Origin of the sequence: Methanoculleus receptaculi (genome assembly GCF_033472595.1) — an archaeon.
Lineage (GTDB): Archaea > Halobacteriota > Methanomicrobia > Methanomicrobiales > Methanoculleaceae > Methanoculleus > Methanoculleus receptaculi.
This window is the reverse complement of record NZ_CP137642.1, coordinates 880714-902457: the sequence shown is the minus strand read 5'-3', so window position 1 is coordinate 902457 and position 21744 is coordinate 880714. Positions and strand designations below refer to the sequence as shown.

Below are 21744 nucleotides of genomic sequence, written 5' to 3'. Positions count from 1 at the left end.
AAAATGGAGATATCTTCTTATAAACCTTACTGGGTCTCTTCTCGCTCCTCGATCATCCGGAGCACCTTCCGGCGAACCTCAGCAAACTCGCTGCTGGTGCGGTCGCGCGGTCGCGGCCAGGGGATCTCGACTATCTCCTGGATCGACCCGGGGCGGGGTGTGAGGACTACGATCCGGTCGGAGAGGTAGACCGCCTCATCCACGCTGTGGGTGATGAAGATGATCGTCTTCTTTGTCTTCTCCCAGATGGAGAGGAGTTCTCCCTGCATCCGGTTCCGGGTCTGGGCATCCAGCGCCCCGAACGGTTCGTCCATCAGAAGAACGTCGGGGTCGTTTGCAAGCGCCCGCGCTATCGCCACACGCTGCCGCATCCCGCCGGAGAGTTCGTAGGGGTAGGCGTCCCGGAACTGCGAGAGCCCGACCATCTCAAGGTAGCGTTCCGCTGTCTTCCGCCGTTCCTCCTTTTCCACGCCCCTCATCTCAAGGCCGAAGGCGATGTTGTCGATTACCTTACGCCAGGGGAAGAGCGAGTACTCCTGGAATACCATGCCACGCCGGGGGTCAGGGCCGGTGACCTCGTTGCCGTCGACGATAACCCTCCCGGTGGTCGGGGTCTCGAGCCCAGCGATGATCCGCAGAAGCGTCGTTTTCCCGCAGCCTGACGGCCCAACAAGGCAGAAAAACTCCTTATCCTGGATCTCCAGGTTGATATTCTTTAGCGCCCATATGACGCCGCCGTCCTCCTTCGGGAAGGACTTGCTGAGGTTCTCTATGATGACTCCACTCATGAGGCCACCTCGCCTTCATGCCACCGCAGGAGCCGCTGGTCAACGTAGTGCCTGAAGATGTGGTCTATGATGAGCCCGGCAAACCCGAGGATCAGCATGTAAACAACGACCTCCGGCATCTGGTGAAGGTAGTAGTTGTGCCAGAGCTGGTAGCCGAGGCCGTTTCTGGAGACTCCAAACATCTCTGCCGCCACAAGACACATCCAGCCAACCCCCATCGATATCCGGATCCCGGAGGCTATGGAGGGGATCGCCGATGGGAGGGCGATGTGACGGATTAACTCAAACGATGTGTCGCAGCCGAGCACCTTGCCCGCCTCAACATACACCTTCGGGACCGACCGAAACGCTGTGTAGGTCGCTGTCAGGATGGGGAAGAACGCCCCCACAAAGATGACAAAACCGGCTGCCCCGGCGGTCAGCCCGAACCATATGATGGCAAACGGGATCCAGGCAAGCGGCGGGATGGGTCGGAGGATCTCGATGATCGGGTCAAGCAGGTGGTCAGCCACCCGAAACCACCCCATCAGGATCCCGATGGGGACGCCAAGGAAGATCGCCGCAAGGAGGCCTATTCCAAAATGCTTCAAACTCACCCCGATGTCAACCAGGAGCGTCCCGGAGGCGAGGAGGTTTACGAACGCCGCAGCGACATCGGTGACGCTTGGAAGGATGAACGATCGCCCCACGATGTACTCGGCGACAAACTGCCAGATCGCCACAGCGACGATGAGCGCTGCGATGCCGAGGAGTTGTTTCCGTATCTGTCGTTTCATGGCTCTGTTCCGCCTCGCAGGATGGTCGTGCCGGCGGGGCCGCAAATGGCGGCCCGCTCAGACGTCTTTATCCCTCATCCTATCGGCGCGTCGATAGAAGATACTTTTGGAAGGAAAAAAAGCGGGAGTGGGCCGGGTTTATGCCACGGCCTCATCGTAGAACGTGAAGTCGAAGAGGTCATCCTCTGTGAGCGCTCCATTGATGTAGCCGAGTTCATACTGGAGTTCCGTGTACTCGACAACCGAGGATGCGATCAGGTGCGGGTCGGCCGTCCATGTGCCGTCCCAGTCCTCAAAGGACGCCTTCACTATATCGACGTTCTGTCCGCTCCTTGCCGCGTAGATGGCTGCAGCCTCATCCTGGTGTTCGAGGTTGTATTCAGTCGCCCTGATGTGTGTCTTTACGACCTGCTCGACGATCTCGGGGTGATCCCGGATCAGGGAGCCGCTTGCAACCAGGACACAGCATGCATGGTCCTTTCGCATCTCGCCCGACTTCACCACGGTTCTCCCCGTGCCGCTTGCCACTATGATCGATGGTGAGGGGTGGGGCAGGAAGACACCGTCAACCCGGCCGGCGGAGATGGCGGTGGTGGCAGGACCCGGGTCCATGGGAACAATCTCGACACTCTCGGGGTCGACGCCGTTCTCTTCAAGCCAGGTCCGCAGAAGGGTGTCCTGGATCGTTCCTGGTGGGAAGGTGGCAATCTTCCTGCCGACAAGGTCGGCGGGGCCAGAGTAGGGGACCTCGTTCCTGAGCACGAGGTCAGAGCCCTGGGTCTGGACAGCGGCAACGATCTTTGCGTCAAGCCCGCTGCTGACGGCGGCAACAAACGGGGCGGCGCCAACGTATGCGATATCCAGGTCGCCGGAAAGCATCGCCTGCATCTCGGGTGCGCCTGTCCCGAACTCGTAGTCGGTCACCTCTGTGATGCCAAGCGGTGCCAGGTCTTCCTGCCACCATCCCTTCTCCATCGCGGTGATGTGGGCGATCTGGTGGGTGCTCGGCTGGTAGCCTATACGAAGGTGCGTTGCGTCGCCGGTATCGGTGCACCCGGCGATAAGCGCGAAAGCCGCAACCATGGTCACGGCCAGGATAACTGCTGCATGAGATCTCATATCAACCTCCATCCGTATACTGGATGAGTACTCTTCACGCTGTCTGTATATAGTATTGTCGAAAATCGCACAAATTTTTATATCATAGTAGAATTTTATATCATAAAATCTTTCCTATAAGATAGGCATTCTGTAAAATCCGCAGTCCGGGGATAGAACTCTTCAGGCAGCGCGGGCATGCTACGGCGATTGTGAGGGGGAGGCGGCCGGGGCCGGGAACCGATGAGAGATCTTGCACTGAACTGATGGAGAATCATCCAGCGGGGCGGGCAGTGCGTGGTGGTTGAGCCGGATACCGTGCCAGGGGGACAGGAACGGGATCTCGGCAGGGCGTCTCAGATTGACGGCAGAAAAAGGATCTCTCCCTGGCACCGTATCTATGGAGAATCGCCACGGGGGGGGAGGGGTTGACGACCTCCGGACGGCCACGACAGAAGAAACGTGGTCTTAATCTTTTACCGTAACCAAACGCTACAGACAGGACTGTTGATAGGATGCGGACGGATCAGATTCGAGAGGGTCGTCTTGCAGGCGAACGGTCGCACGATATCGAGCGCTTCCTTGCATCGATGGACGCCGACCGCTGGATAGCAAGGGCAGACCTACTTGTGGATATGGCGCACCTGCTCGGGCTGCAGCGGCAGGGGATCATCGAGGACGCCCCGGCGCGTGCGCTGATGGCGGCGCTCCTGGATTTCTATGACCACGGTCTCCCGGAGGCGGCGTTCGACGAACGGTTCGAGGACGTCCATGCCGGCAAAGAGGCCTGCCTCATCGAGCGCGTGGGCGAGGATGTCGGCGGGCGTCTCCACATCGGCCGGTCTCGAAACGACGAGGTCGCCACCTGCATAAGGATTCGGCTCAAAGAGGAGATCCTGGGCCTTCTCTCCTCTCTCACCGACCTGCGGCGGACCCTGCTCGATATTGCCGCCGCTCACACCGAGAGCGTGATGCCGGGGTTCACCCACCTCCAGCACGCCCAGCCCACCACCCTCGCCCACCACCTCCTCGGCTACGAGCAGGGTTTCTCCAGGGACACCTCCAGGCTCCGGGAGGCGTATGCCCGGCTGGACGTCTCGCCGCTCGGTTCAGCGGCGTTTGCATCGACCGGCTACCCCCTTGACCGCGAATACACCGCCGGACTCCTGGGGTTCTCGCGCCCCGCGCCAAACAGCATGGACGCCGTCGCCTCCCGGGACTTCGTGATCGAGGTTCTCGCCGACGCTGCCACCTGCATGACGACGGTAAGCCGTCTCTGCGAGGAACTCGTCCTCTGGAGCACCTCGTTTGCAGGATTCGTACGGCTCGACGATGCCTACTGCTCCTCCTCATCGATCATGCCACAGAAGAAGAACCCTGATGTCGCCGAGATCATGCGGGCAAAGGCCGGAACGGTCGCGGGTTCGCTTGCAGCGGCGATCACGATCACAAAGGCCCTCCCAATGAGTTACAACCGCGACCTCCAGGAGGTGACGCCGCACCTCTGGCGCGGTATTGAGGCCACGAGGGAGAGCGTCCCGCTCCTCTCCGGGATGATAGCCACCGCCGTCTTTGATACAGAGAGGATGGCAGCGGAGGCGGGGAGAGGGTTCTCCACCGCCACAGACCTTGCCGACGCCCTGGTCCGGGACTACGGCCTCCCGTTCAGGACCGCCCACCGGATCATCGGCCGGGCGGTCAGGCACGGTTCGCTCGACCTCGATACGCTCGAGACCGCCGCAAGGGAAGCGGCCGGGATATCGGTTCTGGAGATGGGGCTCACGCAGGAGAAGATCGATACCGTCCTCGATCCCCGCCACGCCGTTGCAGCCAGAAAGATCATCGGCGGCCCGGCGCCGGAGACCGCCGCGGCTCAGATAGAGGTGCAGCGTGGGACCCTGGCCGGGGAGACGGCGTGGGTGAATGAGAGAGAGACGGCGTTATCGCGTGCTTTTGAGGCCCTCGTCATCGAGGCGCGGAGGTTTGCAGAATGATCGATACTCTCAGGACAGGAGACGTGGTGCGGTATACGGTAAACGGCAAAACCGCGCTCACAGGGATCTACATCACCGAAAGGGACGGTATGGCCGTCATAAAACTGGAGAGCGGCTACAACATAGGAGCGTCGCCCGAAAGGATCGAGTTTATCGAGCGCCCGGCCGCCAGGCCTCCGGCAGCCGCCGTGGCCGTCGCGCAGAACCCCGATCTCCCGGAACTTGCCATCCTCTCCACCGGCGGGACGATCGCAAGCAGGGTGGACTACCGGACTGGCGCGGTGATGAGCCAGTTCTCAGCAGCCGATATACTGCGCGCTATCCCCGAACTCGGCGGGATCGCACGCTACCGCGACCGCCAGATCGCAAGCATACTCTCCGAGGATATGCAGCCGGCGCTCTGGCAGAACCTTGCCCGCGCGATCTACGACGAGATCCGGGCCGGAGTTGAAGGGGTGATCGTCACCCACGGCACCGACACGATGGCCTACTCGGCCGCCGCGGTCAGGTTCATGCTCAGGACACCGGTGCCGATCGTCTTTGTCGGCGCGCAGCGGTCGGCCGACCGCCCGAGCTCCGATAACGCCATGAACGCCCTCTGCAGCGCCGCCGCTGCCACAAGCGACCTTGGCGAGGTGGCGGTTGTGATGCACGCGACCACAAACGATGACCGCTGCGCCATCCACCGGGCAACCAGGGTCAGGAAGATGCATACCTCCCGGCGCGACGCCTTCCAGAGCATCGGGATAGAACCGCTCGGCTGCGTCGACTACCCCTCGCTCGCCGTCAGCCTCTCTGGCGAGGCTGTACGGAGGGGGGCGCAGGAGCCCGAACTCCAGGACAGTCTCGAGGAGCGATGCGCCCTCCTCCAGTTCTACCCCGGTATGCCGGCGTCCATCCTCGAGGCCTTCGAGGGTTACGCAGGTCTTGTCATCTCCGGGACGGGACTCGGCCACGTCTCAAGCGGTCTCGTCCCGGGGCTCCGTGAGATGATAGAGGGTGGGACGACCGTCGTCATGACATCCCAGTGTCTCAACGGCCGGGTCTGCGACCGTGTCTACAACACCGGCAGAGACCTCCTCGCAGCCGGTGTCATAGAGGGTGAGGACATGCTCCCCGAGGTTGCGCTTGTGAAACTGATGTGGGTGCTCGGGAACGAGTCCGACCCCGAACGCGTCCGGAGGCTGGTTCAGACCGACCTTGCCGGGGAGATGCAGCGGAGGTCGATCCCATGAGGGATTACGACGCCCTGGGCCTCAAGGCCGGGATCGAGATCCACCAGCAGCTCGACACCGCCGAGAAGCTCTTCTGCCACTGTCCGACGGTTCTCAGGGACGTCTCTGAACGGACAGGAGAGTTCCAGCGCTACCTCCGGGCAACCGGGAGCGAACTTGGCGAGATCGACCGTGCGGCGCGTGAGGAGATGCGGCTCGTCCGGAAGTTCTGCTACTACACATACGATACGGTCTGCCTGGTGGAGCACGACGAAGAGCCCCCCACCCCGATGAACCCCGAAGCGCTCGAGATCGCCCTCACGATCGCGAAGATGCTCGGCATGACCCCGGTCGAGCATGTTCATACCATGAGAAAGGTCGTCATCGACGGTTCGAACACCAGCGGGTTCCAGCGAACGGCGCTAATTGCGCTCTCCGGCGCGCTTCCCGGGGGTTGCAGGGTCGAGACGATATGCCTGGAGGAGGAGGCAGCGCAGCGGGTGGAGGGGGATACCTTCTCACTCGACCGTCTGGGGATCCCGCTCGTTGAGATCACCACCGCCCCCTGCATGCGCAACCCCGAGGAGGTTGCGAGAGTCGCGGCTTACATCGGGATGGTCCTTCGCTCTACAGGGCGGGTGAAGCGCGGTCTCGGAACGATAAGGCAGGACATCAACGTCTCGATCGCGAATGGCGCCCGGGTGGAGATCAAGGGCGTCCAGGACCTCGATCTCATCATCGAGGTGGTGCGGCGAGAGGTCGAGCGGCAGACAAACCTCCTTGAGATCCGCGACGCCCTGCGGGAGCGGGGCGCCCGGGTTGACCAGAACGTCGTCGATGTGACAGACCTCTTCTCCGGCACGAACTCCTCCATCCTGAAGAAGGCAAGATCCATCCTTGCCCTCCGGCTCTGCGGGTTTGCGGGGCTTGTCGGCCGGGAGATCCAGCCAGACCGGCGGCTTGGAAGCGAGTTCTCCGACTACGCAAAGAAGTGCGGGGTGGGCGGGATCTTCCACACCGACGAACTCCCGGCCTACGGCGTAACCGCGGAGGAGGTGGCACGGCTGCGCGAACATCTCGGGGCCGCGGATGAGGACTGTATCGTCATAGTGGCCGCCGGGAAGGAGCGTGCCGGGTGCGCGATCGAGCAGGTGATGACCCGCGCCAGGATGGCCTTGGAAGGAGTGCCCGAGGAGACCCGGAAGATGCTTGAGGGCGGAAGCACCGCCTACATGCGCCCGCTCCCCGGCGCCGCCAGGATGTACCCCGAGACCGATGTCTTCCCGGTCACGATCGAACCGGGCTTCTGGGAGAGCATCCCGGTTCCAGAACTCCTCACCGATCGGGCTGCGCGGTTTGTAAGCGAGTTCGGGCTCTCCGAGGATCTGGCACGCCAGGTGGCGTTCTCCGAGCGCCTCCCGCTCTTTGAGAGGGCCGTCGCCGCCGGTGTCCGGCCTGCCCTTGCGGCACGGACGCTCCTTGCCACATGCAGGGAACTTGCACGCGACGGCGTCGAGGTGGACCGCGTCACCGGAGACGAGATGCTTGCGCTGCTATCGGCGGTGGAGGCCGGCCGGGCAGCAAAAGAGGCGATCCCTGAGATCCTCACAGAACTTGCACTTACACCGCAGGAGAGCGGGGTGACGCCGGAAGAACGGGTGGATGCAGCCATACAGAGGGTTGCGCCCGCGGTCTCAGCGGCCGATGTTGAGGCGGTCGTCCGCAGGGTTGTGGCCGAACGCGATGGGTTCGCCCGCGAGAGGGGTATGGCCGCGCTCGGACCCCTTATGGGTGTGGTCATGAAAGAACTGCGTGGCAGCGTCGATGGGAAGGTGGTCAGCGAGGCCCTCCGACGGGAGCTGGAGCGGTTGATATCCTGATCCTGCGGGTTACTTTTATCAGCGGATCAGGTCATAAATATAAAGGAGTTTTATCATGGGAAAGACAGGAAGCGTTAAGTGGGCCCAGGTTAAGGGTGTGAAGGGGCAGATCCGGCTCGTCCCTGCAAGTGAAGCCACCGTCAAGAAGCCCGGCCCGAACCAGCGGTTCAAGTCGGCAGCGGTTATCCAGAAGCGGGCGAGCAGGGAAGGGCAGGACCCGAGGCGAGGCGGCCGCGGCGGCCGTGGCGGCCGCGGCGGCCGCGGCAGCAGAGGTGTGGGCGGTCCTACGGCAGATCCGCGGGTCCGCCGGGCAATCCACCGCTCGAAGGCCTCGATACTTGGAACCAAACAGAAATCAAGATAAACCTGCCCTCTCCTTTCAATACTTTTTATAACTGCGAGTGCCAGTATTGGTATGGATCTTAAAACCGCTATAAGGACGTACCAGTTTGCCGAACGGGCAAAATCCGAGTTGATCATCGGGTCGCACCTGACGACAGCCCTGGTAGAGTTCCCGATCCAGGAGAAGCCTGGCGGAAAAAGGATGCTTCTGATGCTGCTTGAGGCTGTCCGCACAGAACTCGAGTTCGCGCAGCGGGACACCGGGCATAAGGAGTTTAAGAAGGCTATCGATCACCTCAACGAAGCGATCAGTCTGGTTGAGAGTATGGACCTGGGCGCCGCTGCGGAGCGGGTCGGCAGGGCGATCAGCGCCGCAACGACCGCGGCCCAGGAAGCATGGGACACGCTCAAAGGGCATGGACTCCTCTGAGTTTCTCCGTTTTCTGAGGACGCGCTCTTCGGTGCGGGATTACTACGGGCAGCCGCTCGAGGCGGAGGATATCGACTACATCCTGGCCTGCGCAAGCACCGCGCCGAGCGCGGGCAACCGTGAGGCCTGGGACGTTGTCGTCGTCACAGACGACGATATAAGGCTGGAACTTTCATCGGCGGCCCTCGATCAGGTTCATGTCACTGAGGCGCCAGCGGTGTTTGTGGTCTGCGCAAACTACGTCCGCTCGATCTCGCGCTACGGGGAGCGGGGGATCCTATACGCCGTCCAGGATGCAACGATCGCCTGCACCTACATGATGCTTGCCGCCCACGCGCGTGGCCTTCATTCCTGCTGGACGGGGGCGTTTGAGGAGGAGAGTGTGCGCGAGATCCTCGATCTCCCGCAGCACATCCGTCCAATAGTCCTCCTCACCGTTGGGAAGGGGAGACCGCCGCTTGAACCGATGGAGCGGATGCCGGTAGAGGAGCATCTGCACCGCGAGACCTGGTAGATAAATACTGCATTTTGGGAGAGAGTATGCCTGATTATTTGGTTACGCTTGAATCTGCCTGGATAATTAAGGATGTCAGGTCGATGGAGGATGCCGTGAGCATCGCGATCAGCGAGGCGGGGAAGCGGCTCAACCCCTCGGCCAAGTTCGTGGAGATCGAGGCCGGGGTGACCGAGTGCCCCTTCTGCGAGGGTGAGTTGAACACAGCGCTTGTGGTTGCCGGTACCGCGCTTGTTGGGCTTGTGCTGGATATGAAGGTCTTCCGTGCTGAGTCTGAAGAGCATGCGGCCAGGATAGCAAAATCGGTCGTCGGGAAGGCGCTCCACGATGTGCCGCTCCAGGTTGTGGAAGTGCAGGAGATATGATCGCCGTTGTCGGGCATACCGCAATCGATCACCTCTTCCGGGTGCCTAAACTCCCGGGGCGGCATAACTCAACCTACATAACCGAACACTCGGTCTACTTCGGCGGCGGGGCGGCAAACATAGCGGCAGGGATTGCGACGCTCGGGGAGAGATGCCAGCTGGTCTCCCTCGTGGGTGACGACTTTCCGGGCAGCGATTACGACCTCTGGCTGCAGCGCCTCGGTGTCGAGCAGGACGCTGCCGTGGTGAAAGGCGCCAGGACGGCGACCGCCTACGTCTTCACCGACGATGCCGGCGACCAGGAGACCTTCTTTGAGTGGGGCGCGTCAGCCGCGTTCAGCGGCCTGGAGGCTCCCGCTCTCGATTTTGTCCACATGGCAACCGCTGACCCGGACTTTAACGTTCGGGTGGCGCAGAAGAGCAGGTTTGCCTCTTTCGACCCGGGGCAGGATCTACTCCGCTACACGCCGGAACAGCTTGGGATCATCCTTGCAGACATAGATATCCTCTTCTCGAACAACCACGAGATGGACCGGATGTGCGGTATGCTGGGGCTGGAACGCGAAGATCTTATTGCGTCTGTCCCGATGACGGTCATAACCCGTGGGGCTGAGGGAAGCATCCTCTGCATGGACGGCGAGGAGTATCACGTCCCGGCCGTCCGTGTGGAGGCTGTTGACCCGACCGGTGCCGGTGACGGTTACCGTGCTGGTTTCCTCACGGCGTTCAGGAGGGGCGTCGCCCCGCTCGACTGCTGCCGGGTGGGCGCGGTGGTTGCGTCCTTTGTCGTTGAGCGGCCGGGCACCCAGACAAACCTTCCGGACCGGGACCGGATGCTTGCACGCTACCGGAAGGTCTTTGGCGAACCGGGAGAGATTTTTGTCTGAGATATGGGGAACGCTCTGCAGGTTGCCGAGACAAGGCTGTCTGCTTTTAACTCTGCTCCGGGAGCGGCACCCGGTGGTGCATCCTGATGGAGTCCAGCCAGTACGTGCGGTTTGAGGGGCTCACCCGCTACCTCTTCTCAGCTCCTTCCTGGCCGCGGTCGCTTGCCATCACCGTGGTGCTCGGGCTCCTCATCGATGGGGCGGCCTACCGGGCTGGCAGCGGGTTTTTTCCTGTCGGCACCATGGGTTTCACGATTCCAGCGCTGGTTGCATTCCTGCTGACACCGCCGCTGGTGCGGATCTCCGGCAGGCAGATCACATGGAACCGGTCGGCTCTTCTGGCACTTGCCTGCACGGTTCTTGGGGTGATCGTGAGCCTCTCACCGACGCTGGTTGCCGGCCCATCGCTCTTTCCCACACTGTATGCGATAGCGCTCGGGCTGACATTCTCTATCCGGCTGCTCGTCCTTGTTGCCGTGGCTGATTACCGGCAGAGCCGGATGGCTCTTCCCGCATTAACCCAGGGTGCTGCTGGCATAGCGGTGGGGGCACGGCTATTTACACCGGGGTTCGTTCCCTACGCCCTGCTGCTCCAGGTGGTCTTTGGGCTGGTTGCCATCGTTCTGATCTGGTTGATCGAGCGGCCGTTGAAACGGGGGTTCCATGTCAGCGGGCTAAACTTCCTCAATACCTTCATTGCGCACCTCACAGACGGCTCAAAGAGGATGGAGGACTTCTTCCGCGAGATCGGCGAGGAGGTCTACGTCCCGCAGGTCTCGCTCTTCTTCTCCCGCGATGAGGGGGAGGATGCCCTCTTTACCGTCCCGAACGTCCACCCCGGGCCGATGGGCGATGTCGGCGGCGGAAACCTCTCCCGGAACCTGCATGACTCGTTTCCGGAGGAGACGCTGGTTGCCCACGGCTGCGCCACCCATGATTTCAACCTGGTCTCGGAGAGTGAGATAGAGAAGATCGTCCACGCTGTGGAGGAGTCGCGGAAGGGGGTTGTATTCTCCGATACAGCGAGCCGCCCCATCAGGGTTGCCTCGGGCTCGGTCTCGATACTCTGCCAGAGGTTCGGGGACGCCCTCCTGATGGTGAGCACAAGGTCGCCGGAGCGAACGGAGGACCTTGACTCTGCGATAGGGATGATGATCATGGCCGAGGGCCGTTGCTGGTTCTCGGAGGTTGCGTTCGTCGACGCCCACAACTGCATGACCGGCGTGGGGTCGCCGGTACTCCTTGCAACCCGGATTGCAACGGAGTACCTGGATGCCGCACGCGAGGGGTTCAGGGCGGCGCGGGATCTGCCGCTGGAGCCTCTTTCAGTGGGGGTGTCACACATCCGGGTTCCGTTTACACGGGAGCAGGGGTTCGGGTCGCTCGGGGTGCAGGCGCTGGTGACGGAGGTCGCGGGGGTGCGGGCGGCCTACGTCCTGATCGATGGGAACAATGTGGCAGAGGGCGTCCGGGAGCGCCTGCGCGGGGTTGCGCTTGGGCATGTGGATGAGGCGGAGATCATGACGACGGATACGCACACGGTGAACACGGTCAGCGGGAAGAACCCGGTCGGATACGCGGTGCCGGCGGATGAGATCGTCCCCTACATCGAGCAGGCGGTGCGGGAGGCGGTCTCTGATCTCGCGCCCGCCCGCGTGGGGGCGGCAACGGCCTGGTGTGAGGGGATAACGGTCTTTGGGTCGCAGCGGGTCTCGCAGCTTGCAAGCACGGTGAACACGATGCTCTCGTACATCGCACCGCTGAGTTTCATGATACTTGTCCTGGCGTTCCTGCTCTCGATCCTGGCCTACATCGTGCTGCATTAAGTTGTTACTCAGGGGTTTTTCCACCTCTCTCTTGCGCGTTGTCAGCCGGAACGTCTTTTTCAGGGGGGGTGATGGTCCCAAAAGACCGTATCAGGGGAACGGGAACCGGGAGTGACCGCCGGATAGGTCTCCCTCGAACCGTATCGATGGAGAATCACCGTCAGGGGGGCGGGGCATCGCCCTCCCCTGTCCCGGCGCTTCAACCAGGCACACTCTCCTCCTCCAGCCCGCCGCCGGCCGGCGGGTGGGTTTTTCTCTCTGCACGTCCAGGAATTGTCATGAACTATCGGTTCGCCGGCCGGATGAAACGCGTCCCGGAGTCGTTCCTCGGGGAGCTCTTCCGGGTCTCGGCTGTTCCCGGCGTGATATCGTTTGCCGGAGGTCTCCCGGCTTCGGACTGCATCGATGTTGATGGGATCGCGGAGGCTGCCCGTCAGGTCTTTGCCGAAGAGGGGCGGACGGCGCTTCAGTACAGCACGACGGACGGTTACCTCCCCCTCCGGGAGTTCATCGCCGATCGCTACCGGAGAAGGCTCGGCCTCCCGGCAACCGCGGACGAGATCCAGATCGTGAACGGTTCGCAGCAGTCTCTTGACCTGGCCGCAAAGATCTTCATCGACCCGGGGGATGCCGTCGGGATGGAGCGCCCAGGCTACCTCGGCGCGATCGAGGCCTTCTCGTTCTACGAGCCGGTCTTTCACGCGGTTCCCCTGGAGGAGGACGGGCCGGATCTCGCTGTGTTCGAGTCGGTCATCCGCGACCACGCCCCGGGACTCTTCTACGGTATCCCCAACTCGCAGAACCCTTCCGGGACGACGTACTCTGACCGGAAACGGCGGGCGGTCGCGGAGATCCTTGAGGGGAGTGAGACTGTCTTCTACGAGGACGATGCCTTCGGGGAACTCTTCTTCGACGGCAGGCCGCGGGTGCCGGTGAAACGCTACATCCCGGAGCAGACGCTTATCTCGGGCTCGTTCTCAAAGATCATCGCCCCGGGGATGCGGATAGGCTGGATATACGCCCCGGCACCCATCCTTCGCGAGTTCAACCTGGCAAAACAGGCTGCCGATCTCCACTCAAACCTCCTCTGCCAGGCGATACTCAACCGCTACCTGAGAACCCACGACCTGGACGGCCACGTCCGGAGGGTTGCAGCGGTCTACGGCGAGCACTGCCGGCTGATGTGCGACCTCCTCGACGACCTGATGCCGGCGGGGATGACGCACACCAGACCGGAGGGCGGGATCTTCCTGACAGCCGCCCTGCCCCGGGGCGTCTCCTCTATGGAGGTCTTCCACGATGGGGTGCGGGAGGGTGTTGCGGTTCTGCCGGGGGTGCCGTTCTACGTCGACGGCGGCGGCAAAGAGACGATACGGCTGAACTTCTCGGCGGTGGGAGCGGAAGAGATCGTTGAGGGGATGCACCGGCTGGCACGGGTGATGCACCGGCTGGTGTGAGGGTGGCGACCGGCGGCGGGCTTAATACATCTCCTCTTCAAATACCATATGGACGATTTTGGGACAGCGAGGGTAGGCAAGCCTGGCCAAAACCGGCGGACTTAAGATCCGTTCTCGCAGGAGTTCGTGGGTTCGAATCCCACCCCTCGCATCTAATTCCGTAACAGGTCAGGTATACCTGTAAGCCGCAGTTGGTATGAAGGGTTCTCCCTCGAATGCCTTCCTGATGGCCGTGATTACCGACCCTCCATTCTTCCTCACCGTTGAGATATACCCCCGAACCCTGCAGAAGTTAGATGCCCCCTCCACACTTCTAAACGTCCCTGAGATCTTCTGCTGAACCTTCACCATCCTGATATCGCGCTCTGCAAGGTTGTTTGTAAAGGGCACCCTGAAATCGGTCATGAACCGGAGGATCTCTACACGATATCTCTGACACCGGTCAATGAGGTTCTCAGCAGGAGTTCGTCTCTTCCGACTACGTCTCCCTCCTTGAACCGGCAGAGGAGAAGAGGGGTTCTCTGCCTTCCCGCTCTCGAGGATCAGATCAAATCGTCTTTGAAACTCTTCGATCTCAATCGGTGTGAGAGAACCCGCTGATTCCGGGGCTCCATCAACAGCGGCGTAGATCTCAAGGAGGAGATCATGCATCTCATCAGACCAATGCTGGCCGGTATTCTCCGATATACCTTTGAGATCGCGGAGGATATGGGCATTACAGACCGCATGCTCGCATGCATACCCGAAGTAGGGCGACCAGCAGTCATGGACCATGATCCCCTTGAACGCAGGAAGTACACCGATCGCATCCATCGCCGCCGATCCTCTTTTCGGATGATGACCATAAAGCGTGAGGAGATCCGTACTGGCTGTATGCAGCCATTCTCGTTTGCCGTTCACCCGGAATCCGGTTTCATCAGCATGCAGAACAGGTGCTCCCTGCAGAAGGTGTTTCACCTCTTCTTCAAAACCGTCAAGGTTTGCTGCACAGGCTGAAACGGACTGCATCAGGGTTGCCTTGACCGGGGAACACCCAAAGATGTCCGTGAAGATCTCCGCTGAACGTTCATACGGAAGCAACTGGTAGATGCAGAAGTAAACCATCAACGCCCGGATGTTGTAGCCGTATTGGAGGTAAGCCGGAACCTCCTCGGGGAATGACCCTTCATGTATCCGACCACAGTGTGGGCAGACGACCGTTTCAGCGTGATGTTCGGTAACAACTACCTGGAGTGGGGGAATGTCATGAACCTGTCTCTTCTGAACAGAGGATGCCGGGACGAGAGCAAGGTATGCACCACATTCTTCACAGACATCTGCGCGGTGTGTCTGGATGATGTCTGGAGTCTCACACCATTCAATCGTCCGACCTTCATGTCCTTTCTGACCACCCGGACGTTTCCCGGTCTTTTTACGCTCTTTCTGAGGCCGTTTGAAGCCATCGGTGGATGGGGGACGACTGCTGTTTTGACTGTTCATGTTGAGACGTCGTTCGAGTTCAGCGATCCGGGTCTGCTGAAGTGAGCAGAGTTCTTGAAGTTGCTTGACTTCTTCTTCCAGACGCTGGATGATCGTGACGATCGCTTCAGGGTCGTTCTGTATCAGTGCAAGAATATCGTCACGTTCCATGATGACATAACCTGAATATCTATTTATCTCTCATTATATAAAGATCTAACGGTTGTATGGGCGTATTTTCAGAAAAGGGGGATTGTGATATGATGGGTAAGAGCAAGGCGGGGTGAAGGGGTGTCCTGACCTGTTACCTAATTCCTTTGTCGTGAAGCCACAGTGAACCTGCTTCCTGCTTTCGCGAGGAGACTTTCTCGCATGTGGAACTCCCTTAGCGCTCCTTTTCCCTGATCTGCCGCCATTTGCTTTCAAGGCTCGATGCATTATCTCTATGGGATATGTGGGAAATGGAGGGTGGAGGATTCAAATTGTGCAGAGTGAGCGGAATGAGGGATTGAGATCTGCATGGTCGCTGAGGGTTGCCATCAAACCGGTGGCGGCTATTGTTTTGAGGGGCTCCGATCAAACTACCATATCAACCGATATTGGCTTACTCTATAATTCGGTAAGTTATAAGGTTGTATCTATCAAACTGATCCATATAAATCATCAGCTCTCTCAAGCGCCATTGAACCCTGGCAAACCTGCAAGAAACGGTGTGCCCTGAAAGAGACATAAATGATATGATCGGGGTAGAATACGATGATGAGTATGCGGTCCAGGAAGTGTTTCAGTTACTCAAGGTTCCATGGGAATGGTACAACCCTGCATCAACATACGATGTTGTCATATCAAAAAATGATCATTCTCCAAAAAACTGTGACGTGATTGACCTCGCCGGCAACGACCTTCTCAAAAAGATCGTTGATACACTCAACGAAGGACTTCCCTCAAGCCGAAGACCGATCTGTGAAGAGTATCTGGATGTACTGCGCCGGCAGCTTAAACGCTTTACTCTGTTGATCGAGATCCCGCCAATACCCTGGGGTTATAACTACTCGCTCGCGCTCACACACGACGTCGATATAACCTCTGTCAGGGAGAGATCCGTTCCTTCAGCCCTCTACGCAGCCTACAACTGTTTTCGTCAACGAAGATTCCTCGAGGGGGCCAGGATCATCCTTGCAAAACTCAGACTTGCAGAGGATCCATGGGATCTCTTCGAGGCCTGGAGAGCGCTGGAAGAGAAGCACGAGGTGAGATCCACGTTCTACTTCCTGCCCCGCAAAGACTATGCAGGAATCGTCTCCCCTGAGATTCGCGCCGGAGGTTACCTAATCGACGATGTTCCGATCGAGGAATTGACTGCAGGCGGCTGGGAGATCGGAGTTCACGGCATCGATAACTGGATCGACAAAGCAAGTGCCGTCGCTGAACGCATATCGCTATCGAGCGATGAAAGGGTCAGGGTGGGCACACGGGTGCACTGGTTGCATTTCGGTAAGAGCACATGGCAGATCCTAGATGACGCTGGCTATGAGTATGACTCAACATTCGGCTACAATGAGAACGTTGGATTCCGCGCCGGGACGCTGCAGGTCTACAAGCCCCGCGGGGTTGAGCGGCTGCTCGAACTCCCGCTCCACATCCAGGATGTCAGCCTGTTTGAGGGGTATTGCTGGCTTATGGCGGATGGGGAGTACAGGCGGGTGGATTGTCTGGGTCTGGATAAAGATGGGGCGCTCCTGACCTGCAACGAGATCCTCGATCAGGCGTTGCGATACGGTGGTGTTGTCACAATCCTCTGGCACAGCGACTGTCTGGCCGCACCCCGCGACTGGGGTGATGTGTATACGGGTATCATCAAAAGGGCAAAATCGGACAATGCCTGGATCACCCGTGCGATCGATATCGTCGATTGGTTCAGGATGCGCCGCAACGTCCGGCTGGCCTACTCGAGGTCTGGGGATCTCCTCAGGATTAAGGTTGTGGGCCTTGAACCAGCCAGGTCGCTGCCGCCGCTGCGCCTCCGGGTTCATGTCGACCCGGAACAGGTCAGGCATATCGATGCGGAGTACGTCTGCGGCGACGGGTATGTGGATATCAGGTGCGACAGAGAGCGGGTGAACGTGGTTTTAGCATGAGGGTTCTGATCACTGACGGGAACTTTAAACACGCACTAGCATCAGTCAGATCTCTTGGAAAGAAAGGGATTGATGTTACAGCGCTTTCCCACATGCGCCTTAGCACATCATTTCACTCAAAATACTGTTCAAAGGGTATTCTTGCCCCAAACCCGGAACATGACCCCACATTCGCTGAGTTTGTGCATGAACTGGTAAAGCGGGAGCGCTTCGATGTAGTTTTGCCGATCAGCTACGCAGCAGTTGATCAGATCTCCAGTATCCAGGACAGGTTAGAGCCTTACGTCAGGGTACCCCTGGCGGATCGAGCCTCGATCGAACTCGCCGGAAATAAAGACCGAACCATGCAATTTGCAGATAGGATCGGTATTGCAATCCCAAAAACCTTCTATCCGAAGTCGCTAGAGGATCTGCAACAGATCGCAGATACGCTCTCCTACCCTGTGGTAGTGAAAGGGGCACGAGAAAACGGCAACGTCGGCTACGCGAACTCGCCAGAGGAACTCACATCACAGTACAAAAGGATATTAACGTTCTCCCCCATCGTCCAGGAGTATATCACCGGCGAGGGGTACGGATTTTTTGCACTATATAACCATGGAGAGGCGAGAGCAATCTTCATGCATCGGCGGATACGAGAATACCCGATCACAGGCGGACCAAGCGCCCTTGCTGAGAGCATATACGACCCCACCTTGATGGAGCAGGGTCTGAAAATCCTTGATAGCTTGCACTGGCACGGTGTGGCGATGGTAGAGTTCAAGAAAGAAGAACAGACCGGGAGGTACGTTCTGATGGAGATTAACCCTAAATTCTGGGGTTCTCTTGAACTCGCCATAGCATCCGGTGTAGATTTTCCGTACCTGACCTGTAAGATGGCATGCGATGGAGATATAGAACCGGTTTTCTCTTATCAAACAGGTGTAAAGTTCAGGTGGCTCTTCCCTCAGGATCTGTTCCATGCTATGACAAACCCAAGAGCCATACCCAGGTTCTTCTCAGATTTTACAGATAGGACTATCTGTTATGATATTGATCCTCATGATATCGTGCCCAACATCCTGCAACTGGGGATGACTGTGGGTGAGTTTGCATTACGTCTAAAACAGAGGAGATTCTGGAGGGCACATGGAAGACCTCTACTTTGACTGCCACATTCACTCCAAATATTCGCACGATTCGTTGATGAAGCCACGCAAGATACTTAAGCGGGCAAAGAGAGTTGGCTTAACCGGCGTTGCAATAACAGATCACGATGCAATCCAGGGATCTTTAGAAGCTAAGAAACTGGAAAAGGAAGTGGGGGTGACTGTCATTCCTGGCGTGGAGATCCTGACAGATTCTGGAGATATCATCGGTCTATTTATCGAAGAGGAGATCCAATCCCACAGGTGGGATGAGGTTATCGATGAGATCAGGGATCAGGGTGGTGTTGCTGTCCTGCCTCACCCATATCGGTCGCACCGGAATATCCTCGATCTGGCAAAAGCGGTAGACCTCATCGAGGTATGGAACGCACGAAGCACGGTGGAGCAGAACGAGAAGGCGCTGAAACTGGCGAGGAGTTTTCGGAAGCCAGGGATGTATGGGAGCGACGCGCACACCTATGCTGAGATCGGGAATGTGAACGCGCTGGTTGACCCCGGCACATGGGAGGTAAAGGAGGTTATACACGCCGAGTACTCTCCACGGTCTGCGGTTATCGGGTCTCAGATAACCCATTACCTGAGACGACGGGAATTCCTGCAGTTGATACAATCCGGGTGGCGTTACCTTTGGAAGATCGTAGACTGATGGTTCTCTCTGACCATTACCTCACGTTTATCAAGGACCAGGTGGAACTGCTCGCGAAGACGTTTGCGCACACCGATGTCTACGTCAGGTACCATCCGGCAACTGAGATTTCCAGGATAGTTCCATATCCACGCCTCAAAGCCTTCCGGAAAGAGTCTCTTATTGACCTGACGAATCTGCCGGAGAATGTATCTATCCATCCAATATCACTCTTCTATCTACCCTGTGACGGTCAGTTTAGAAGGGTTGGAGATCGTTACTATAAAACTGTCAAAGACCTGCTCCAGAAGTCTGAAGCGTTCCCAGATCTCGTTCACGCGCATTTTGTCTGGCCAAACGGCTTTGTAGGTGCGAAGTTGAAGGAAGAATACGCTACTCCCTTCGTTGTCACCGCGCATGGGTACGATATCTATGATCTGCCATTCAGGGATGCGGAATGGAAAGAACAAATTGAAGCAATTCTCAACGCAGCCGACGCGGTTATAACCGTCAGTAACAGCAACCGAAAATGTGTAGAGAGACTGAATGTGACTGCTCCGGTAAAAGTTGTTCCGAATGGATTCAGGCAAGATCAATTCTACCCGATGGAAACAGAGATCTGCAGGAGAACGCTCAACCTCCCTATAGACCGAAAGATAATTCTCAGCGTCGGAAATCTGATGGAGGTCAAGGGCCACACGTACCTGATTGATGCGATGTCTGAAGTCGTTCGGGAAAGAGAGGATATCCTTTGTCTTATTGTCGGTAGGGGAGAGTTAAAGCACAAATTGGAGAAGAAAATATCATCGGTGGGACTTGAGCAATATGTGCGTCTTGTCGGAGGGAGACACCATGGCGAGATCCCGCTATGGATGAACGCCTGCGATCTTTTTGTCCTGCCGAGTCTCAGGGAAAGTTTTGGTATTGTACAGGTAGAGGCGATGGCCTGCGGGAAACCAGTCGTTGCCACAAGAAACGGCGGAAGCGAAGAGATCGTGATACCTGGTAAAACTGGCCTGCTCTCTGATGCTGCAGATCCATTCAGTCTCGCAGAAAATATCGTAAGAGCGCTAGATACATCGTGGGACACTGATGCGATTGTGAAGTACTCCACAGTCTATTCATGGAGCAACGTCGTAAAAGAGGTTTTACGGGTGTATAACAGCATCCGAAACTATTCACCCGTCGAGCATGTCACTCTTCTTTAGCACTGCAAAATAATTTGCTCCAAAACCTTTGAGAATTTCAGATAATGACAAATCTAGGTCAGTTATAAATTGAGTAGAGAATATTTCCAGTATTTTCTCTAATTTATTTGAGAAGATCGGAAAAACACCGTTCGTATACCAGTTTATAATCTCAAGATTCTGTGATGCAAACATTTGGTTATAATATTGGCAAGGAATCCTGTAGTGCCAGTCTATCTCGTCCACGCAACCAAATACCTTTTTAATACTGTCTTTAACATATCCTGCACCATAATACATCGAATGGCAATTTGGGCCACTAAAAAGTAATACCCCACTAGGATTTAGCAGATTGACAATTTTTTCAATAAACATTTGCCGTTTATTTTGGGGTATATGCTCATAAACTTCGAAGGTCATTATAAGATCATACTTTCGAGGTGGGACCCAATTCAGGAAATCCTCCTCAAAATAGGTTACATTTGGATTACGTATTAGTTGATACGAATTCAAATTGAGATCCACTGCATCTACAGTTAAGCCCAAACACCCTAACTTTGCAGAATAATATCCCCTATTACAGCCAATATCTAATGCGACTTTGGCATCAGGTTTTATATTTTTAAAAATAAAATCGATGTAATCAAGGACAGATTTCCATCTAAGATAATGATAATACCTTGTTATAAACGAGTCGGTGTCGTTAATCTTATCGAGATAATAGTCCCAAGATAAGGCTTTATTACGGGCGATAATATCTCCATCATTTCCTTTCATGGTATCACAACATGTAGATCTCTGATCTAAACCTAGAGAGGGCACCCTTCACAATGCATATTTCTCACTGTGGTCTTAAATAATGCCATCAACGGTGTGAAACTCCCTTCTATCAACAGTGTCAACGACAGTGTGAAATTCCCTTCTACTGGCAGCGTACTTTCCATGAAAAAGGAGACCTCAATTTTGTTCACCTATCTCTCTTAACTTGTCAACCCCTACCTCACTTCCAGGCGAAATGTAGTTATATCCACTCCAGCACATATCCTGTAAACCATATTCGATTCCCAAAAATCTCAGTTCCCGGAAGGTTTGGGATAACCAAGAGAGAGCATTCGCTCATTCGCCTGAGCCGCTTGCGGCTCTGGGGTTCTTGGATATTGTAGTAACTAGATCCCAAACACCGCATGATTTAGGGACCATACTCTCCACCCCGTCCTCCTTTTTTCAATCCCACCGCTCAAACCGCAAGATCAATATGCGTATAATTCTCTAATATTACACCGTATAGAAAACCGGGTTTGTACCTGGCTGGAAGAACAGCGCCGAAAGGGTAAGACGGGCATGGAGATCAAGTATATCCAGAACAAACCCTACGTCTACAACTCAACGAGCGTCTACGACAGGGCCACAGATCGCCAAAAAAGATGAGCACATACATCGGCCGTCTAACAAAAGACGCCGGTCTCATCCCGAAAGGATCGCGCGACAGTCGCCCTATCTCCTCCCTGGACGGTCAGGGAGTAGTACATATGAAACCCACAGATCCACCTAACCGATCACTTCTTCTACCACAAACAACTGATCCATACGGGGAAACGGGAGGCGGAGGGGGCGACG

The 21744-nt window shown here is 57.3% G+C and carries 19 protein-coding genes and 1 tRNA gene; 15 read left to right on the top strand and 5 right to left on the bottom strand.

Annotated elements, in window-relative coordinates; all coding sequences use genetic code 11:
* Positions 1-26: 26 nt before the first annotated feature.
* The 3 genes from R6Y96_RS04675 to R6Y96_RS04665 form a co-directional block, all read right to left on the bottom strand.
* Positions 27-788: an ABC transporter ATP-binding protein gene (locus R6Y96_RS04675; protein ID WP_318622363.1), complete on the bottom strand. Its 762-nt coding sequence runs from the start codon at positions 786-788 to the stop codon at positions 27-29.
* Positions 785-1564 carry an ABC transporter permease gene (locus R6Y96_RS04670; RefSeq protein WP_318622362.1) on the bottom strand — a complete coding sequence of 260 codons (780 nt, stop codon included), beginning with the start codon at positions 1562-1564 and terminating at the stop codon, positions 785-787. The genes R6Y96_RS04675 and R6Y96_RS04670 overlap by 4 nt, the downstream gene beginning before the upstream one ends.
* A gap of 138 nt (positions 1565-1702) precedes the next feature.
* Positions 1703-2683 carry an ABC transporter substrate-binding protein gene (locus R6Y96_RS04665; RefSeq protein WP_318622361.1) on the bottom strand — a complete coding sequence of 327 codons (981 nt, stop codon included), beginning with the start codon at positions 2681-2683 and terminating at the stop codon, positions 1703-1705.
* Positions 2684-3177: 494 nt separating this feature from the next.
* Here R6Y96_RS04665 and argH point away from each other — a divergent pair, with 494 nt between their 5' ends.
* The 11 genes from argH to R6Y96_RS04610 all read left to right on the top strand — a co-directional run bounded on the left by argH (position 3178) and on the right by R6Y96_RS04610 (position 13722).
* Complete coding sequence (gene argH / locus R6Y96_RS04660; RefSeq protein WP_318622360.1) at positions 3178-4656, top strand: argininosuccinate lyase; 1479 nt, start codon at positions 3178-3180, stop codon at positions 4654-4656.
* Positions 4653-5891 carry a Glu-tRNA(Gln) amidotransferase subunit GatD gene (gene gatD / locus R6Y96_RS04655; RefSeq protein ID WP_318622359.1) on the top strand — a complete coding sequence of 413 codons (1239 nt, stop codon included), beginning with the start codon at positions 4653-4655 and terminating at the stop codon, positions 5889-5891. Before argH ends, gatD begins: the two co-directional genes overlap by 4 nt.
* Entirely contained in the window at positions 5888-7750 is a 1863-nt protein-coding gene (gene gatE / locus R6Y96_RS04650; protein ID WP_318622358.1) for a Glu-tRNA(Gln) amidotransferase subunit GatE, read from the top strand. The genes gatD and gatE overlap by 4 nt, the downstream gene beginning before the upstream one ends.
* A gap of 55 nt (positions 7751-7805) precedes the next feature.
* The gene (locus R6Y96_RS04645; protein WP_318622357.1) at positions 7806-8114 is read left to right on the top strand and encodes a DUF5350 domain-containing protein; all 309 of its coding nucleotides are present in this window, start codon (positions 7806-7808) and stop codon (positions 8112-8114) included.
* 51 nt (positions 8115-8165) lie between these two features.
* Positions 8166-8522 carry a hypothetical protein gene (locus tag R6Y96_RS04640; protein WP_214022316.1) on the top strand — a complete coding sequence of 119 codons (357 nt, stop codon included), beginning with the start codon at positions 8166-8168 and terminating at the stop codon, positions 8520-8522.
* On the top strand, positions 8509-9036 hold the full coding sequence (locus tag R6Y96_RS04635) for a nitroreductase family protein (RefSeq protein ID WP_318622356.1): 528 nt from the start codon (positions 8509-8511) through the stop codon (positions 9034-9036). The genes R6Y96_RS04640 and R6Y96_RS04635 overlap by 14 nt, the downstream gene beginning before the upstream one ends.
* 26 nt (positions 9037-9062) lie before the next feature.
* The gene (locus tag R6Y96_RS04630) at positions 9063-9401 is read left to right on the top strand and encodes a DUF555 domain-containing protein (protein WP_214022855.1); all 339 of its coding nucleotides are present in this window, start codon (positions 9063-9065) and stop codon (positions 9399-9401) included.
* Positions 9398-10288, top strand: a complete 891-nt coding sequence (locus R6Y96_RS04625) for a carbohydrate kinase family protein (protein WP_318622355.1) — start codon at positions 9398-9400, stop codon at positions 10286-10288. Before R6Y96_RS04630 ends, R6Y96_RS04625 begins: the two co-directional genes overlap by 4 nt.
* An 86-nt stretch (positions 10289-10374) precedes the next feature.
* Complete coding sequence (locus R6Y96_RS04620; protein WP_318622354.1) at positions 10375-12114, top strand: DUF2070 family protein; 1740 nt, start codon at positions 10375-10377, stop codon at positions 12112-12114.
* A 278-nt stretch (positions 12115-12392) separates the two neighbouring features.
* A complete protein-coding gene (locus R6Y96_RS04615) occupies positions 12393-13571 on the top strand; it encodes an aminotransferase-like domain-containing protein (protein WP_318622353.1) in 1179 nt (392 codons plus the stop codon).
* Between the two features lie 66 nt (positions 13572-13637).
* Positions 13638-13722, top strand: a tRNA-Leu gene (locus tag R6Y96_RS04610).
* 17 nt (positions 13723-13739) lie between these two features.
* Here the strand turns inward: R6Y96_RS04610 and tnpC are convergent.
* On the bottom strand, positions 13740-15200 hold the full coding sequence (gene tnpC, locus R6Y96_RS04605; protein ID WP_318622352.1) for an IS66 family transposase: 1461 nt from the start codon (positions 15198-15200) through the stop codon (positions 13740-13742).
* Between the two features lie 566 nt (positions 15201-15766).
* On the opposite strand from tnpC, the gene R6Y96_RS04600 reads away from it, so the two are divergent.
* Genes R6Y96_RS04600 through R6Y96_RS04585 form a run of 4 tightly spaced genes read left to right on the top strand, consistent with a single transcriptional unit; the run spans position 15767 to position 20148 of the window.
* Positions 15767-17167, top strand: coding sequence for a polysaccharide deacetylase family protein (locus tag R6Y96_RS04600; protein WP_318622351.1), 1401 nt, complete (start codon positions 15767-15769; stop codon positions 17165-17167).
* A complete protein-coding gene (locus R6Y96_RS04595) occupies positions 17164-18315 on the top strand; it encodes a carboxylate--amine ligase (protein ID WP_318622350.1) in 1152 nt (383 codons plus the stop codon). The genes R6Y96_RS04600 and R6Y96_RS04595 overlap by 4 nt, the downstream gene beginning before the upstream one ends.
* The gene (locus R6Y96_RS04590) at positions 18296-18961 is read left to right on the top strand and encodes a PHP domain-containing protein (RefSeq protein ID WP_318622349.1); all 666 of its coding nucleotides are present in this window, start codon (positions 18296-18298) and stop codon (positions 18959-18961) included. The genes R6Y96_RS04595 and R6Y96_RS04590 overlap by 20 nt, the downstream gene beginning before the upstream one ends.
* Positions 18961-20148, top strand: a complete 1188-nt coding sequence (locus R6Y96_RS04585; protein WP_318622348.1) for a glycosyltransferase family 4 protein — start codon at positions 18961-18963, stop codon at positions 20146-20148. Before R6Y96_RS04590 ends, R6Y96_RS04585 begins: the two co-directional genes overlap by 1 nt.
* Here R6Y96_RS04585 and R6Y96_RS04580 read toward each other — a convergent pair.
* Positions 20119-20904, bottom strand: coding sequence for a class I SAM-dependent methyltransferase (locus R6Y96_RS04580; RefSeq protein WP_318622347.1), 786 nt, complete (start codon positions 20902-20904; stop codon positions 20119-20121). The two genes, R6Y96_RS04585 and R6Y96_RS04580, sit on opposite strands and share 30 nt — an antisense overlap.
* Positions 20905-21744 lie beyond the last annotated feature (840 nt).

Bases quoted from the DNA above. Each gene is read 5' to 3' on its own strand.
- tnpC (WP_318622352.1), bottom strand. From the start codon at position 15,200: ATGGAACGTGACGATATTCTTGCACTGATACAGAACGACCCTGAAGCG.
- R6Y96_RS04635 (WP_318622356.1), top strand. From the start codon at position 8,509: ATGGACTCCTCTGAGTTTCTCCGTTTTCTGAGGACGCGCTCTTCGGTG.
- R6Y96_RS04665 (WP_318622361.1), bottom strand. From the start codon at position 2,683: ATGAGATCTCATGCAGCAGTTATCCTGGCCGTGACCATGGTTGCGGCT.
- R6Y96_RS04585 (WP_318622348.1), top strand. From the start codon at position 18,961: ATGGTTCTCTCTGACCATTACCTCACGTTTATCAAGGACCAGGTGGAA.
- R6Y96_RS04595 (WP_318622350.1), top strand. From the start codon at position 17,164: ATGAGGGTTCTGATCACTGACGGGAACTTTAAACACGCACTAGCATCA.
- gatE (WP_318622358.1), top strand. From the start codon at position 5,888: ATGAGGGATTACGACGCCCTGGGCCTCAAGGCCGGGATCGAGATCCAC.
- R6Y96_RS04620 (WP_318622354.1), top strand. From the start codon at position 10,375: ATGGAGTCCAGCCAGTACGTGCGGTTTGAGGGGCTCACCCGCTACCTC.
- R6Y96_RS04590 (WP_318622349.1), top strand. From the start codon at position 18,296: ATGGAAGACCTCTACTTTGACTGCCACATTCACTCCAAATATTCGCAC.
- R6Y96_RS04645 (WP_318622357.1), top strand. From the start codon at position 7,806: ATGGGAAAGACAGGAAGCGTTAAGTGGGCCCAGGTTAAGGGTGTGAAG.
- argH (WP_318622360.1), top strand. From the start codon at position 3,178: ATGCGGACGGATCAGATTCGAGAGGGTCGTCTTGCAGGCGAACGGTCG.
- R6Y96_RS04625 (WP_318622355.1), top strand. From the start codon at position 9,398: ATGATCGCCGTTGTCGGGCATACCGCAATCGATCACCTCTTCCGGGTG.
- R6Y96_RS04640 (WP_214022316.1), top strand. From the start codon at position 8,166: ATGGATCTTAAAACCGCTATAAGGACGTACCAGTTTGCCGAACGGGCA.
- R6Y96_RS04670 (WP_318622362.1), bottom strand. From the start codon at position 1,564: ATGAAACGACAGATACGGAAACAACTCCTCGGCATCGCAGCGCTCATC.
- R6Y96_RS04580 (WP_318622347.1), bottom strand. From the start codon at position 20,904: ATGAAAGGAAATGATGGAGATATTATCGCCCGTAATAAAGCCTTATCT.
- R6Y96_RS04675 (WP_318622363.1), bottom strand. From the start codon at position 788: ATGAGTGGAGTCATCATAGAGAACCTCAGCAAGTCCTTCCCGAAGGAG.
- R6Y96_RS04630 (WP_214022855.1), top strand. From the start codon at position 9,063: ATGCCTGATTATTTGGTTACGCTTGAATCTGCCTGGATAATTAAGGAT.
- R6Y96_RS04600 (WP_318622351.1), top strand. From the start codon at position 15,767: ATGATCGGGGTAGAATACGATGATGAGTATGCGGTCCAGGAAGTGTTT.
- gatD (WP_318622359.1), top strand. From the start codon at position 4,653: ATGATCGATACTCTCAGGACAGGAGACGTGGTGCGGTATACGGTAAAC.
- R6Y96_RS04615 (WP_318622353.1), top strand. From the start codon at position 12,393: ATGAACTATCGGTTCGCCGGCCGGATGAAACGCGTCCCGGAGTCGTTC.